At 69.6% G+C, this 12,773-nt stretch carries 14 protein-coding genes and 1 pseudogene; 7 read left to right on the plus strand and 8 right to left on the minus strand.

Going from position 1 to position 12,773, the window contains the following annotated elements:
• Positions 1 to 27: 27 nt before the first annotated feature.
• The 4 genes from EFK10_RS06415 to EFK10_RS06430 all read right to left on the minus strand — a co-directional run bounded on the left by EFK10_RS06415 (position 28) and on the right by EFK10_RS06430 (position 3,981).
• Positions 28 to 1,794: a hypothetical protein gene (locus EFK10_RS06415; RefSeq protein WP_127354805.1), complete on the minus strand. Its 1,767-nt coding sequence runs from the start codon at positions 1,792 to 1,794 to the stop codon at positions 28 to 30.
• A gap of 292 nt (positions 1,795 to 2,086) precedes the next feature.
• The gene (locus EFK10_RS06420) at positions 2,087 to 2,368 is read right to left on the minus strand and encodes a hypothetical protein (protein WP_240677030.1); all 282 of its coding nucleotides are present in this window, start codon (positions 2,366 to 2,368) and stop codon (positions 2,087 to 2,089) included.
• 353 nt (positions 2,369 to 2,721) lie between these two features.
• Complete coding sequence (locus EFK10_RS06425) at positions 2,722 to 3,615, minus strand: bifunctional helix-turn-helix transcriptional regulator/GNAT family N-acetyltransferase (RefSeq protein ID WP_127354778.1); 894 nt, start codon at positions 3,613 to 3,615, stop codon at positions 2,722 to 2,724.
• A 9-nt stretch (positions 3,616 to 3,624) separates the two neighbouring features.
• A complete protein-coding gene (locus tag EFK10_RS06430) occupies positions 3,625 to 3,981 on the minus strand; it encodes a hypothetical protein (RefSeq protein ID WP_127354779.1) in 357 nt (118 codons plus the stop codon).
• Positions 3,982 to 4,061: 80 nt separating this feature from the next.
• Between EFK10_RS06430 and EFK10_RS06435 the strand changes: the two are divergent.
• Positions 4,062 to 4,637, plus strand: a pseudogene (locus EFK10_RS06435) (IS607 family transposase).
• Positions 4,630 to 6,270, plus strand: coding sequence for an IS200/IS605 family element transposase accessory protein TnpB (locus EFK10_RS06440; RefSeq protein ID WP_127354780.1), 1,641 nt, complete (start codon positions 4,630 to 4,632; stop codon positions 6,268 to 6,270). Before EFK10_RS06435 ends, EFK10_RS06440 begins: the two are co-directional and overlap by 8 nt.
• Here EFK10_RS06440 and EFK10_RS06445 read toward each other — a convergent pair.
• The gene (locus EFK10_RS06445; protein ID WP_240677031.1) at positions 6,267 to 7,871 is read right to left on the minus strand and encodes a BTAD domain-containing putative transcriptional regulator; all 1,605 of its coding nucleotides are present in this window, start codon (positions 7,869 to 7,871) and stop codon (positions 6,267 to 6,269) included. The genes EFK10_RS06440 and EFK10_RS06445 overlap by 4 nt on opposite strands.
• Entirely contained in the window at positions 7,808 to 8,068 is a 261-nt protein-coding gene (locus EFK10_RS49630) for an AfsR/SARP family transcriptional regulator (RefSeq protein WP_240677032.1), read from the minus strand. Before EFK10_RS49630 ends, EFK10_RS06445 begins: the two co-directional genes overlap by 64 nt.
• A 175-nt stretch (positions 8,069 to 8,243) precedes the next feature.
• Between EFK10_RS49630 and EFK10_RS06450 the strand changes: the two genes are divergently transcribed.
• Positions 8,244 to 8,711 (plus strand): hypothetical protein, encoded by a 468-nt coding sequence (locus tag EFK10_RS06450; protein ID WP_206305330.1) that lies wholly within the window; start codon positions 8,244 to 8,246, stop codon positions 8,709 to 8,711.
• Positions 8,712 to 8,818: 107 nt separating this feature from the next.
• On the opposite strand, the gene EFK10_RS06455 is transcribed toward EFK10_RS06450, so the two are convergent.
• On the minus strand, positions 8,819 to 9,163 hold the full coding sequence (locus EFK10_RS06455; protein ID WP_127354781.1) for a hypothetical protein: 345 nt from the start codon (positions 9,161 to 9,163) through the stop codon (positions 8,819 to 8,821).
• A gap of 237 nt (positions 9,164 to 9,400) precedes the next feature.
• Entirely contained in the window at positions 9,401 to 9,922 is a 522-nt protein-coding gene (locus EFK10_RS06460; RefSeq protein ID WP_127354782.1) for a MarR family winged helix-turn-helix transcriptional regulator, read from the minus strand.
• Positions 9,923 to 9,970: 48 nt separating this feature from the next.
• On the opposite strand from EFK10_RS06460, the gene EFK10_RS06465 reads away from it, so the two are divergent.
• The 4 genes from EFK10_RS06465 (at position 9,971) to EFK10_RS06480 (ending at position 12,580) form a co-directional block, all read left to right on the plus strand.
• Positions 9,971 to 10,513: a nuclear transport factor 2 family protein gene (locus tag EFK10_RS06465; RefSeq protein WP_127354783.1), complete on the plus strand. Its 543-nt coding sequence runs from the start codon at positions 9,971 to 9,973 to the stop codon at positions 10,511 to 10,513.
• Positions 10,514 to 10,545: 32 nt separating this feature from the next.
• A complete protein-coding gene (locus EFK10_RS06470) occupies positions 10,546 to 10,971 on the plus strand; it encodes a nitroreductase/quinone reductase family protein (protein ID WP_127354784.1) in 426 nt (141 codons plus the stop codon).
• 84 nt (positions 10,972 to 11,055) lie between these two features.
• Entirely contained in the window at positions 11,056 to 11,814 is a 759-nt protein-coding gene (locus tag EFK10_RS06475; RefSeq protein ID WP_127354785.1) for an SDR family NAD(P)-dependent oxidoreductase, read from the plus strand.
• Between the two features lie 151 nt (positions 11,815 to 11,965).
• Complete coding sequence (locus EFK10_RS06480; RefSeq protein WP_127354806.1) at positions 11,966 to 12,580, plus strand: GOLPH3/VPS74 family protein; 615 nt, start codon at positions 11,966 to 11,968, stop codon at positions 12,578 to 12,580.
• The last annotated feature ends 193 nt before the right edge of the window (positions 12,581 to 12,773 follow it).

Below are 12,773 nucleotides of genomic sequence, written 5' to 3' on the forward strand. Positions count from 1 at the left end.
TTGACTGCGGCTCGTACAGGAGACCGCTCAGGGAGCCGCTTGAGCGGTGAGCGGGATGCTCGCGGTGGTGATGGTCATGGGCGTGCCAGTGACCGCGATCAGGTAGAAGAGGGGGTGCTTGCCGCTGGGCAGCGATCGGAAGCCGCCCGGTGGCCTCACGACGTACGTGGAGGAGGCGTGCGGGGCGAGGGATGCGGGGCCGGAGGTGATGGACCACCAGTCGGAGGCGCCCTGGCCGGAACGGCTGGCGAAGTGCGGGGTGAACGTGGTGCCGGTGGTGTTGACGGCGTGAATCACGATGGTGGTGATGCCGCGGTGGGGCTGGTTCGTGAAGCGAGGGGCGAGGCTCAGGTGCAGTGGGGGTGGGCTGGCGGCGGCGATACCGACGCACAGGACGGCGGGGGCGAGTAGCCCTGCGGCGAGGGCGGCTTTGGCGCGGTGGCTGGTCAAGCGGGGAATGCGGGGCTGCCACGCGTTGGCCAGGGCGGAGCCGGGGACGGTGGCGGCAGCCGCGAGCCACAGTGGGGTCATCAACAGGAAGTAGCCGTCCTGGGAACGGGTGGCGAGGTAGAAGGACAGCCAGGGCAGGACGGTGAGGGCCGGGCCGAGTCGCCGGACGAAGAGCAGGGTGGCGGCGAGCAGGCCGATGAGCAGCAGCAGGCTGCCGTAGGAGTAGTAGTCCAGGCGGCTGCTGCCGGCGGTGAAGTAGTACGAGATGCCCATGACGCCCTGGCCATGCAGGATCGCCTTCTGGGTGATGGGGAGCAACAGCCCCTGCATCCAGTCGTGGAAGTCCTGTGCGGCGAAGTAGGCGTTGATGGCCGCCCAGGTCAGGGCGGCGGTGCCGGTGTAGCGGGCGACCACGGCGAGGGCCGGCCGGCGGCCGAGCTCGCCGCGCCGGACGGCGTACAGGCCGATGAGCAGGAACGGGGCGAGGAACCAGGCGAGTTGCTGGGCGGCGCAGGCGGCGCCGAGGCACACCGCCCGCAGCACCCCGTTGCGTCCGAGCCGGCCGCCCGCGCCGGTGGCGGGCCAGCGGACCACGGCCGGGATGAGGAGGGCGAGGGCGACGATGGCCGGGTACCCGGAGCGAGCGTAGCCGGGCAGGATGCCGAAGCCGAGGCACACGGTGGTGGCCGCCGGCCGCCACGGCACCGGGAGCAGCAGCCACAGCACGACGGTGCCCGCGAGCAGCGCGCCGGTGGTCACCATGGTGGCGGCCGCCGTCGAGTGGACGACGCCGTGGACGGGTGCGGCGAGCAGGGCGGTCAGGGGTGGGTAGCCGTAGGTGTAGTCCGCGCCTCCGGCCATGGTCTTGGTGACCCCGACCGACGGGGTGCCGAAGAGCCATGGCCAGGGCTGGCCGTAGATGGGGTGGCCGCGCAAGATCTCGCTCGCGGCCTGGGCGGTGAGCACGCCCTCGTCGGTGCCGGCGTGGTTGAGCCAGTAACCGCAGACCACCAGGACGACAGCCAGCACCAGGACGCCCAGATCCACCCGGACCAGTGCCCGCCGGCCCCGTACAGCCAGAGCGAGGACTGCGCAGACCAGGATCCCCGCGTAGCAGACGGAGATGATCGCGGCGACCGGCAAGTGGGACGTCATCGCCGTCGTCCAGGCGGAGCGGGTACCGATGAACAGGCTGATCGTGGCGATCAGCGTCATCCCCCGGTGCAACTGCTGCGGCGCGGTGTCGGAGACACCGTGTATCCGGGGCGCCGACGGCTCCACCAGGGCCGGCGCGTCGCGCTGCCGTAGCCAGATAGCGCCGCCGGTGCGAAAGCCGTCAGCCATGTTGATCGTCTCCACCTTCCGTCCCCGCCGCTCGACGATGACAGCCGGCGGGGTCACTTCAACTACTACTTCTTGTAGAGGAGAGTTCCGCCTGCGAGGTTCCACCGACGGAAGGCCACGCGCTGCACCCCAGATCAGAACGCCAGTGCTGGCCATGCCACAGCGGAGTCAGCTCGACGCTGCGACTCCCACGGGTGCATCAATCCTGTTTCTCCGTGTCTCGGTTCCAATTCGGATCAGGAGCAGAGACGGATGTCCGAATTGTAGTAAATGTCAACCATGCCGCTCCAGCTCATGCGGCCTTCGGCGCGTCCTTGTACATCGGACCCGCGTACGTGGTGAAGGACTCGTAGTCCCGGGCCGGGTTTCCGCCGGTGGGCCACGTGTCGAGCGTGACCTCCATGAACGTGCGGGGCCCCGGATCGTTGCGGATCGTCACGGCGCAGATCTGGTCCGCCCCGGTGCTGTACGTCACGTAGGTCGTACGGAGGGCGCTGGTCTGCGAGGAGCGGATCGGCGTGGACGCCACGACCCGGAAGTCCTCGCCACAGGCCCCGATGTACGGGGCGGTCATGGCCGCGGAGCCAGAGCGGCGGCAAGCGCGCCGCCCAGGGCTAGGACGGCGAGAGTCGTGGCGGTCGCGACGCAACGAGACAGCTTCATGGTGTTCCCCCGTGGTGATGATTATGGACGAATGCTGATCTATCAGTTACAAGCGGTGTTTCCGCACTCGTAATGGTGAGACCAGGGAGCCCTCCCGTGAGTTGTGGTTCCTTTTGTCACAGCTCTGTCACCGGATGCGGTCGGGGTCGCAGACGCGCGATGACGCGGCGGCAGTCGCTGTGGCCGTCGGAGTGCGGGCGGCGCCGAGGTGAACACGCGAGCGGCCGCACCTCCGCCGTGGGTTCCGAACTGCGCCGGGAACCCCTACGACGCTGCGATGACCCGCTTCTCGAACCAGTGGTGGGCGTACGGCTCGTCGTTGAAGGCGGGGACCTCGCGGAAGCCGTAGGAGTGGTACAGGCTGATCGCGGCGGTGAGGGCCTTGTTGGTGTCCAGGCGCAGTACGTCGCAGCCGTGCTGGGCGGCGCGCGATTCCAGCTCGGCGAGGAACCGGCGGGCGAGGCCGAGGCCCCGCGCTTGGGGGGCGACCCACATGCGTTTGATCTCGGAAGGGGCGTCGGACGGGAGCTTCAGACCGGCGCAGCCGACGGGCTCGCCGTGCAGGCGGGCGACAAGGAACAGGCCGTGCGGGGGGCGGAGTTCGCCGGCGTCGGGCAGGAGGCTCCGCGCAGGGTCGAAGCCGGTTTCGAAGCGCTGCTGGAGCTCGGTGAAGTAGGACCGCAGGCAGTGCTGGGCGTCCGGGTGGTCCGGGTCGACGGCGTCCAGGGTGACCGTCGCGGCGGTCAGCAGCCGGTCGACCTCGGCCATGGCGGCGACCAGCCGGGCGCGCTGGGCGGTGTTGAGCGGCTCGAGCAAGGAGGCGGCCAGCTCGTCGCTGTGGCCGTCGAGCGTGGCTCGCTCCGCGCGGCCCGCGTCGGTGAGCCGGATGGTGCGCACCCGTCGGTCCCGGGGGTTCGGTTCCATCGTCACCAGGCCGTCGGCCTCAAGGGAGCGCAGAAGCCGGCTGACGTACCCGGAGTCGAGCCCGAGGCGCTCGCGCAGCCGCCGTACGTCCTGGCCCTGCTCGCCGATCTCCCAGAGCAGCCGGGCCTCGCCGATGGGCCGGTCCCGGCCCAGGTAGTGGTCGTGGAGCACGCCCACGCGTTCGGTGACGGTGCGGTTGAACCGCCGCACCTGGTCGATCTGTGCCGTATCCATTCTCTGACCTTAGTCAGAGAATGGATACGGGGCCAGCGCGCGCGGCGGCTCGTGCCCGTCGCGCACGGCTTCGCACCGGCCGAGCTCCAACACCACCTGGGGCTTGTCCTCCGGCGCCGGTGGCTCACGCAGTGCCCGGATGAGGTAGGTCGTGGCGGCGTCGGTGTCCCCTCGGCGGGTGGCCTCCCGTGCGGACGCGCGGAGCACCGAGACAACCCAGGGGTCGCCGCGGTGTGGCGTGGACAGCAGCTGGGCGGCGACCTGCTCCGCGGTGGCTCCGGTGGCGTGCAGGACGCGGGCGGCCTGTTCGTGGCGCAGCTCACGCTCTCCCGGGAGGAGGTCGCGGTAGATCGCATCACCGAGCAAGGGGTGAGAACTGCACTCTTTCTAGTGATATATGAGCGATCGTTAGTATTCATGGGTGAGTGGCCCGTACTGTCGTGGGCGTGAATCTGACCGAGTGGGCGAGGGCCCAGGGCGTGCACCCGCAGACGGCGCGGCGGTGGTTCCGTGAGGGAACTCTGCCGGTGCCCGCCGAGCGGGTGGGCCTGCGCACGATCCTGGTGAACGTGGAGGCCAACGCCGCTCCGCAGGTCACCGGGGGCGTGCCTGTACGCCCGGGTCTCCTCACATGACCAGAGGACCGACCTGGAGCGCCAGACGGCGCGGCTTGTGCAGTGGGCCGCTCAGGCGGGGCACCGGGTGGTGCGGTGGAGGCGGAGATCGCCTCGGGCATGAACGGCTCCCGTACCAAGGTCCGCCGCCTGCTGGCCGACACGGCGGTGACCACGGTTGTGGCCGAGCACAAGGACCGGCTGGGGCGGATGAACACCGAACTGGTCGAGGCGGCGCTGTCGGCGTCGGGGCGGCGGCTGGTGGTGCTGGATACCGGCGAGGTCGAGGACGACCTGGTGCGGGACACGGTGGAGGTGCTGACGTCGTTCTGCGCCCGCCTGTACGGGCGCCGCTCAGCGCGCAACCGGTCGAAGAAGGCCCTGGAAGCGGCGGCCGCCGGTGAGTGAGAAGAAGCAGCTGCGCGCCCTCGATGCGCCGTTCGTCGCTTTCGGCCCCACCGGTGTAGCGATCCGTGACCGGCTGGGGCACCTCACCCCGCAGGACGAGAAGGTCCTGCGGCTGGCGGGCGAGCACCTGGGACGGCTGGCCTCCCGTGACTTGGCCGTGCGGTGCCGGGACGGGCTGGAGCACTCCACCAACACGTGGGCGGTACGCAAGCGGGAGCTGACCAACGAGTCGTCCTCCCGCTGGGCGGGGAGCATCACGAAGGCCACGCATGACCAGTGGGCGCTGGCCCGACGCTGCCAGCTCGCGCACATCCAGTCCCTGGAAGCGGGCGTGCGCACGCTGATGCACCGGCTGTCCCAGCCGGTCGGGGAGGAGGGCACCAAGAAGGCGCCGGGCGGCTACCGCACCCGGCAGGAGTGGCACGCGAAGACCCGCCGCCTGCACGTCCTTGAGCACCGCCTTGAGCAGGCCCGCGCCGAGCGGGAGGCGGGCCGCGTGCATGTGGTGCGGGGCGGCCGGCGCCTGCTGAGCACCCGCCACCACCTGGACGCCGCCCAGCTGACCGAGGCCGAGTGGCGGCGGCGGTGGGAGGCCGAGCGCTGGTTCCTGGCCGCGGACGGCGAGTCCGGCAAAAGGTCCGGCAACGAGACCGTCCGCGTCACCCCCGACGGCGAGGTCAGCATCAAGCTGCCCGCCCCGCTCGCCGGGCACGCCAACGCCCCACATGGCCGGTACGTGCTCGCCTGCCGGGTCGGCTTCGCGCACCGGGACGCCGAGTGGGCCGACCGCGTCGAGGCCGACCGCGCGGTGGCCTACCGCATCCACTACGACGTCACGCGCGACCGCTGGTACCTGACCGCCTCCTGGCAGCGGCCGGCCGTGAAGACGATCCCGCTGGAGGCGGCCCGCGCTCACGGCATGATCGGCGTGGACACCAATGCCGACCACTTCGCCACCTACAAGCTGGACGTGCACGGCAACCCGGTCGGCGACCCGCACCGGTTCTTCTACGACCTCACCGGCACCGCCCAGCACCGGGACGCGCAGATCCGCCACGCCCTCACCCGCCTGCTGCACTGGGCACGCGCCCGCAGCGTGAACGCGATCGCCATCGAGAACCTTGACTTCGCGGCGGAGAAGACCCGCGAGAAGCACGGCCGCCGCAAGCGGTTCCGGCAGCTGATCTCCGGCATGCCCACCGGCAAGGTCAAGGCCTGCCTTGTCTCCATGGCCGCCGAACAGGGTCTCGCGATCGTGGCCGTGGACCCGGCCTACACCTCGAAGTGGGGCGCCCAGCACTGGCAGAAGCCCCTCACCAGCAACACCAGGAAGACCACTCGCCACGACGCAGCCGCCGTGGCGATCGGAAGGCGCGCCCTCGGGCACCCGATCCGGCGACGGACGGCACCGCCCCACGACGACCAGAGCGATCGTCGTGGGCATCGGACCGCCCAGGCCCCATCGGGCACCCGAGGGCGCGAGGAAACCCGCCCCCGCATCCCCGGACCACGGACACGATCCGTGCGCGCCGAATGCGGAGCGAACGCGGGGGACCAGAACGCCCAACACCGTTCGGGACGTTCGGCTGAGCATGGGTTCTGGCAACAGGACTCACTCCCGCTCAGTCTCTAGGAACGGTGGGCGAAGCTCAGCGGGTATTGGTCCCGGATCACTTCGGCACGTACCAGCGGCCCGATGGCGGCCGCCGCGTCGTCCTCGGTCAATCCGGCGAGAGCCGCGACCGCGGGGAGCGCCGCGCCGTCGCCGAAAACAGCGATGGCCCGTACGATGGCCACAGCCGCGGCAGGCATCTGCGCAAGACGCGTGAGCACCACCCTGGAGACCGCGCGTGAGCCGATTTCCGTGACCCTGTCGACGTGGTCGTCGGTGGGCTCTACGCCATCGTCCTCCAGAGCGCGGAGCAGCCGGCACAGCAGATGCGGGTTGCCCGCTGTGGTGCGGTGGCATGCGGTGGCGAACCCGTCATCGACGGCTGCGCCGAGTCCGGCGCGTAAGAGAGCCGCGACGCCGTCGGTGCTCAGCGGCGCGGGCCGGATGTGTCGAGTGGCGGGGTCGGACGCGAGTTCGGCGAACAGCCCCTCCTCGTCATGCGGCTCTCCCGTCCGTACGGTGGCGGCGATCAGGACCGGCAGTCCCTCCATTCGGCGTGCCAGGTACGCAAGGAAGTGCAGCGATCCGGAGTCGGACCAATGGAGGTCGTCGATGGCCAGGACGAGCGGGCGTCCCGCGGTCAGGTTCACGATGAGCCAGTAGAGGCTGTGCTGGATCGCGAAGCCGTCCGGCCGGCTGCCCGCTGCGGTCGTCGGATTGAAGACGGCGGCTGCCGGAGCCGCCGGGCCGGCCAGTAACTCGCCGCCGCGTTCAACGACCTGCTGCTCGAGGAGCTGGCGTACGACGCCGAATCCGTGGTCCTGCTCCCGGCGGTTGCCGCGTGCGGTGAGGAGCTGGCGTACGACGCCGAATCCGTGGTCCTGCTCCCGGCGGTTGCCGCGTGCGGTCAGGATGAGTACGTCCTCGACTTCGGCCAACTGCCGTAACTCGGCGAGCAAGCGGCTCTTGCCGATCCCGGCAGGACCTTCCACGAACACCAGGGTGGCATGCCCGCCCAGGGCCGCTGACAGGTGGTCACGTAAGTCAACGAGCTCCCAGTCCCGGTCGACCAGATCGCCCGGCACCAGTGACGGCACCGCCTTCCCCGCCTGTTCCGTGGCCTGTGCCCGTGCCGTCGGCTCTCCCTCGGGGAGCGGGAGCAAAGCCGGCAGGAACGGCGGGGCGTCGAGGGAGGGCGACTGGGCACGTACTTCTGCTTCCAGGAAGCGCAGGGCGGGACCGGGGTCGGCCCCGAGCTCCTCGGCCAGGACCTGCCTGGCGCGCCGCAGTGCTGCCCGTGCGTCGGCTTGGCGGTTCGTTCGGTACAGCGCGAGGGTGAGCAGGTGCCAGCGCTTCTCCCGCAGGGGGTTCTCGGCCACGAGCGCTTCTATCTCAGGGATGAGAGCCGCGGCGCTGTCACCGCAGTCCAGGCGCGCGGCAAGCAGTCGCTCACGCGCCACCTCCCGTAATTCCGCAAGACGGTCCGCCTCCGTCCGGGCCCATGGGTCTGACGTGTATTCGGCGAACGCCGGCCCGTACCACAGTGCCAGGGCCTCGGTCAGAGTGGCGGCAGTGGCGGGGGCTGACAGTGTGTCGGCGTGTCGTAGCGTTCGAATTGCCAGGCGTCGACGGCGTCGTCTGGGACTCGAAGCGCGTACCCGGAACCCTCGTGAACTATCGGACCTCCCCCGGACCTGGCCGTCCGGCCGGGTTCGAGCCGGCGCCGTAAGTGGGAGACGTATGCCTGCAGCGCGCCCACCGCGCTCGGCGGCGGTGCGTCCGCCCACAGTGAGTTGATCAACTGATCACCGGTGACCATGCCACCGTGCGCGACTACGAGAAGAGACAGAACCGCACGCTGGCGGGGGCCGCCCAAGTCGAGGACCACTCCGTCCTGAGTGGCGGTCACCTTGCCGAGAACCCTGATCCGCAGCCCCTCCGAACCTGTGCCCGGTCGGCCGGCATCTTCCGGGGCGGGCCACGCGTTCTCGGCGGTGCGGAGCACTGCCCGGTGGGTGTTCGGCGACCGCGAGAGCGGCCGCTATCTCACCAAGTTCGCCTGGACCAGGATCGTCAGACATCAACTCGTCGCCAAAGGGGCGTCCGTGGACGACCCGGCGCTGACCGAGTACTGGGCCTTGCGGCGACACAGGAACAAGCCTCCGCTCAGCCCGCTCCTGCTACGTCTGCTCCAAGGGCAGCACGGCCGGTGCCCGCCCTGCGGAAGTCTTCTCCTGCACGCCGACCAGCAGCCGCAGAGCCCCCAGGAATGGGAGCAGTGGCTGCGGGCGATCCGGACGGCGGTACGCGCGAACGCGCTCACCACCGAACCGGACGGAAGCCAGTCCGACGATCCCGTCGCCTTCCGACTCACCCACGTTCACTGCCGCCGCCAGCGCGGCGGCAGTGAACCACGGAGACCAGCCACTCTGGCTGCCCGTGGGCCTTCAGGGCCTGCTTGAGCCGGATGCGGTTAACGCCGCACGTCCGGTTCTGAGGGGGTGCGGCGTTTTCCCCGAGTTCGGGCGAACTGAGGGGTCTTCGCGATGAACCTGGGGTTGGTCGCGTTCTATGGGTGGTTCGGGCCGTTGGGTTCGTTGGAACTGGTGGGGTCGTGTTGTTCGGAGGGGGTCTGCAGGAGCTGTCGTGCGATGGTCGCGTAGCGGATCGCGGTGGTGTCGTCGATTCCGAATACGGCGGCGAGGTGTAGGGGGTCGGCGTCGTGGGTGAGGGCTTCCTCGAGTTGGCGGTCGACTCGCAGGCGTTCCAGGGTGGCGGTGAGGCCGCGGCAGGTCTCGGTCAGCCAGTTCTCGCTGACCGCCCTGGTGGTCGTGGCGGTCTGCTGGTTGACGATCAGGTGTGGGTTGGCGGTGCAGCGGTCTTCGCCCCTTTGTTGCTCCGAACCCGATCCCACATCAGGTCGTCGAACCTTCGATGAGGATCATCTACGGCCCAACGGTGCAGCTTGGTCTGGATCTCCAGTACCCGCTTCGGGGCGCTGAGCGGTACGAGGTCGTGCGGTGGCGGCCCGGCCGGCCCCGCAGAGCCGCACGGGGCGGTGGTCGCGGCGCAGAGGCGAGAAAATTCCGACCTGGCAGTTCTCCGTACGGCACCGCCAGGGCCTGACAGCGGCGCCGTAGGTGAGCGGTCGCTATTCGGCGGCGCCCGTTCCCGGCGCGGCGGTAGGGCGCCGGCCCGGTTTCGGCGGCGGCTCCGCCAGACCTGCCCATGGCGGGGAGTCGTTCTCGGCGGCGCCCACGTTCGCGGCGAGACGGTGCAGGAGTCCGGTGAGGTTGTCGCGGTCAGCGTCGGTCAGTCCGTCGTTCAGCCTGCGGTCGAAGGCGAGGGCGGCCTCCCGCATGCGCAGGAAGGCCTCCTCGCCGGCCTGGGTCAGCTCGACCACGTGGATCCGGCGGTTGACGGCGTCGCGTCGGCGGGTGATCAGGCCGCGTGCGTCCAAGGCGTTGAGGTGATGCGTGAGGGTCGCTTCGCGTACGCCCACCGCTTCGGCGAGTTCGCGCTGGTTGCCGGGCCGGCGGATCTTCAGATTCAGCAGGATCAACCACACGGGCAGCGATCCACCGGCCTGATCGAGGGCGTCGTCGAACGCCCGGCTGACAACCCGGGCGGTCTGACTCAGCTCGAGGCCGATGGGAGAACGAAACGACTGCATGGGCAAACCCTAGCATCGACGTCGAACCATTTGACGTCTAATCATTAGATGTCTATGCTTCCAGTGAAAGCGGTCGTCGGGTCGTCCGCCGTCGCCGGCAACTCGGAAGGAGTGATGGTGAACAGCCGCGCCATCGAGGAAGCCCCATCGACTGCCGCTGCGGCCCAGCCCACCCACTCCACTCCCCCACGGAGGAGCACCATGACCACCCTCGACGAACAACTCACCACCTGGGCACGCGCGGAACTCAACGGTGACGCGCAGACCCTCGGCACCCTGCTCCACGCGGACTTCGTCGCCGTAGGCCCCTTCGGATTCCTGCTCGACCGCGAGCAATGGCTCCAGCGGTTCACCAACGGCCTGAACTACACGGCGTTCGCGTTTGCCCCCGACGGCACCAGGTACATCGGCGGCAACGCCATCGTGATCGGCACACAGACGCAGCAAGGCAGCCATCAGGATCGGTCCATCGACGGCGCCTTCCGCGTCACCCTCGTCTTCACCGGCGACCCCGAGTGGCGGATGGTCGCCGTCCACCTCAGCCTGCGCACCCCACCGGGCGCCCCCGCCCACAGTGCGCCGCCGGCATAAGCCCCGCCCTATTCGAGAAAGGGGACACGCACATGACCGCGAGGAACTATCTGCGCCCGCCCTGGGCGGCGCGGGCTATCGGCGGGCGCATGGCACGACTGTTCAAGCCCGAGGTCGTCAGCCTGCTCTCGGTACCCGGGCGCACCACCGGCACCTGGCGCTCCACGCCGGTGGCCGTTCTCACGCACGGCGGGCAGGAGTACCTGCTGTCCGCCTACGGGGACACCGAATGGTCGCGCAACCTCCGCGCGTCCGGTACAGGTCGCCTCACCCGCCGCGGCCGAGTCGACCAGTTCACCGCAGTCGAGGTCCTGCCAGACCAGTTGCCGCCCCTCGTCGAGGACTATCTTCGCCAGTTCGGCCAACTGCCCAGCGTCGCCCGAACTTTTCGAGCCCTGCCCGATCCGGCCGACCATCCCACGTTCCAGATCACCCTCACCGGCCACGATCGACAGTGATGCCCAACGCCACGGTCACAGGGACCACCCGATGCGTCGGCCGCGCCGCCCGCACCACAGACACGCTCACACTGGAGACACCCCATGACCAGCCTGCGAGACCAGGTCGCATTGATCACGGGCAGCTCGCGCGGTATCGGCGCGGCCATCGCCACGCTCTTCGCTCGCGAGGGAGCCCGCGTCGTCGTTCACGGACGCGACGCAAAGGCACTCGAAACGGTCCAAGCGCGCATCGAGGCCGCTGGCGGACAAGTGCTGGCCGTTACCGCCGACCTCACCCGCTTCGACCAGGTCGAAGCGATGCGCGAGCGTATCGAAGCAAGCTTCGGCCCGGTCGACATCCTCGTCGCCAACGCCGGGGGCAGCCCCGTCCGCCCCGGACCTGTGGAGCTGATCAGCGAACAGGACTGGCACGCCACCGTCGACGGTAACCTCACCGCTACTTTCCTCACCGTCAAGAGCTACCTGCCCGGCATGAAACAGCGCGGTCACGGCAACATCATCACGCTGTCCTCGGCCGCCGCCCGGCGGCCCAACGCCGGCTCCCCCGTCGCCTACGCCGCAGCCAAGGCCGCCATCGAACTGCTCACCAAAGACCTCGCCGCGCAGGCCGGCCCCCACGGTGTACGCGTGAACTGCATCGCCCCGGAAACGATCATGACTGAGCGAAACAGGCAAGAAATCCCCGAACACGTCCAGCAGTCCCTGGTCGCCAACCATCCCATCAGGCGCCTTGGCACCCCCGAGGATGTCGCCGAGGCCGCTTTGTACCTCGCCTCGGACTCTGCCTCGTGGATCAGCGGCATCATTCTCGACATCGCCGGCGGATCCGTCCTGCTCTGACCGGCTGTTCGACCTCGGATACGGCAGCGCGACTACGGACTGCAGCGAGCCGCAACAGGGCGTGGCGCGTCCTTCACCAACGGGCGGGGTCTCCGCGAGGGACAATCGAGGTGACGGGCCGGTTGCCGATGCCCCGGATGTGGAGCCGTTGATGACTACACCGCGGGACCTTCTGATTGTTGCCATGGACAGGCCGTCCAGTCGCTCTGTCGAGCGAGGCGATCTGTCGCTTGCGCTCGCGGGAGCCGAGCTGATCGACCTCCTGGGCGCCCACGCCGTCAGGCTGGACGGCGATCACATCGTGCCCAATCTCCGGCGGTCGGTCGATGATCACCTGTTGGATGAGGCAGCGTCCTCCTTTGCCCAGCAGGAGCCCTACGACTCGGTCGACGACTGGCTGTGGCGCAGGGGCCGTGGCCTGTCCGCTACGTATCTGGCCGCCCTTGAGGCGGAAGGCCAGCTCACCCGGCAACGACACCATCGGTGGATGCCGTTCCGGGCCGGCGAGATGGTGCTGGTCGATTCACCCGCTCGCCGGCGCGCAGGCGCCCGCTGGGCAGCCGACGAGCCCGACGTCGCAGCCCTGGCGGTGGCCATCGGCGTCAGCGACAAGCGGACCGAAGACTCACCGAGCGTGGCCGATGACGCGGTGATGACCGTGCTCACCGCCGTCACCGACGCCCTGGCCGAACTGGCGGATGAACGCCAACGACGGTCCCAGAGGCGCGACGAGGCAGCCAAGACCAATTACCGACGAGGCTACTGACGACCGCCCGCGCGGTGCCGGTGCTCCGTCGCCGTCCTGACGATCCGCGCCGGCCGGGCCGCACCGTCCGAAAGCAGGGCGTCGTCAAAGTGCGGCCCTGACGGTCTGCGTATGGGATGGACAGGAGGATCTGACCGGTTCGGTGGCGCGTGGACGGTGTCGAGCAGTTGCGTCCAGACATGCTGCCAGAGCC

Origin of the sequence: Streptomyces soli (assembly GCF_003999195.1) — a bacterium.
Taxonomy (GTDB): domain Bacteria; phylum Actinomycetota; class Actinomycetes; order Streptomycetales; family Streptomycetaceae; genus Actinacidiphila; species Actinacidiphila soli.